A 1,835-nucleotide genomic window follows, 5' to 3' on the forward strand; every position below is an offset into this window, starting at 1 on the left:
GCGCCCAAACCGAAGCGGATGTCGCCCCCGACGGCCGCGAACCGCAAAGCCGACTCGTTCACGTCCGGCGGCAAAACCTTGATCCCCAGCCGGCGACACTCCGACAGATAGATCGCCGACTTGTCCTTGTTGTCACCGACCGACGTCAGCAACGCCGCCATGTACTCCGCGGTGTAGTTCGACTTGAGATACGCGGTCCAGTACGCGATCAGGCCGTACGCGGCGGCGTGCGACTTGTTGAACGCGTACCCGGCGAACGGGAGAATCGTGTCCCACAGCGCCTTGACCGCTTCCGGCGAGAAGCCGCCCTCGACCAGCGGACTGGACTTCATGCCCTCTTCGAAGCCCTCGTACTCCTTCTCGAGGACTTCCTTCTTCTTCTTGCCCATCGCTCGCCGCAGCGTGTCCGCTCGGCCCATCGTGTAGCCCGCGACCTTCTGGGCGATCTGCATGATCTGCTCTTGGTAGACGATCAGGCCGTAGGTCTCGGACAGGATCTCCCGCAGCGGTTCCTCCAGCTGCGGGTGGATGGGCTTGATCTGCTGCCGGTTGTTCTTGCGGTCGGCGTAGTCGTTGTGCGCGTTCATGCCCATCGGGCCGGGGCGGTACAGCGCGAGCACCGCGATGATGTCCTCGAACCCGGTCGGCAGCATGCGCCGCAGCAGGTCGCGCATCGCGCCGCCGTCGAGCTGGAACACGCCCAGCGTGTCGCCGCGGCCGAGGAGCTTGTACGACTCGGGGTCGTCGAAGCCGAGCCGGTCGAGGTCGATCTCCTCGCCGCGGTTGGCCTTGATGTTCTCCAGCGCGTCGCCGATGACAGTGAGGTTGCGCAGGCCGAGGAAGTCCATCTTCAGCAGGCCGATGGCCTCGCACGACGGGTAGTCCCAGCCAGTGATGATGGAGCCGTCGTCGCGCTGCCACACCGGGATCGCGTCGGTGAGCGGTTCGCTCGACATGATCACCGCGCAGGCGTGCACGCCCGCGTTGCGGATCAGGCCTTCGAGGCCGCGGGCGGTGTCGAAGATCGTCTTGCACTCTTCGTCGGTCTCGACGAGCGTGCGGACCTCGGCGGCCTCGGCGTAGCGCTCGTGCTTCGAGTCGACGATGCCCGACAGCGGGATGTCCTTCGCCATGATCGGCGGCGGCAGCGCCTTCGAAATCCGGTCCGCGATCGAGTAGCCCGGCTGGCCGTAGTGCACGCGGGCGGAGTCCTTGATCGCCGCCTTGGTCTTAATCGTGCCGAAGGTGATCACCTGGGCGACCCGGTCCGCACCGTACTTGTCGGTGGCGTACCGGATCATCTCGCCGCGGCGGCGGTCGTCGAAGTCGATGTCGATGTCGGGCATCGACATGCGCTCCGGGTTCAGGAACCGCTCGAACAGCAGCTTCTGCGGGATCGGGTCGAGGTTCGTGATGCCCAGCGCGTACGCGACCAGCGCGCCCGCGGCGGAACCACGGCCCGGGCCGACCAGGATGCCGACCTCCCGCGCGTGCTGGATGAGGTCGGCGGTGATCAGGAAGTAGGACGGGAAGCCCTTGCCCTCGATGACGCCGAGTTCGTAGTCGCAGCGCTCCTCGTAGCCGTCCGGGACGCCCTCGGGGAACCGCCACTTGAGCCCCTCGGCCACCTGATGGCGCAGCCAGGAAGCATCGGTGTGGCCTTCGGGGACGTCGAAGACCGGCATCCGGTCCTTGTGCGTGTACACGTCCTCATACGACTCGACCCGCTCCGCGATCAGGAGCGTGTTGTTCGCCGCGCCCGGGACCTCCTTGTCCCAGTACTCCCGCATCTCGTCCGCCGACTTCAGGAAATAACCGTCCCCGTCGAACTTGAA

General features: G+C 66.2%; 1 protein-coding gene. It reads right to left on the reverse strand.

What is annotated here, in order from left to right; genetic code table 11:
- On the reverse strand, positions 1-1,835 hold a 1,835-nt coding region (gene dnaE / locus ABZX37_RS49315; protein WP_354751264.1), incomplete at both ends, for a DNA polymerase III subunit alpha.

Origin of the sequence: Amycolatopsis sp. NPDC004079 (genome assembly GCF_040610415.1) — a bacterium.
GTDB classification, from domain to species: Bacteria; Actinomycetota; Actinomycetes; order Mycobacteriales; family Pseudonocardiaceae; genus Amycolatopsis; species Amycolatopsis halotolerans.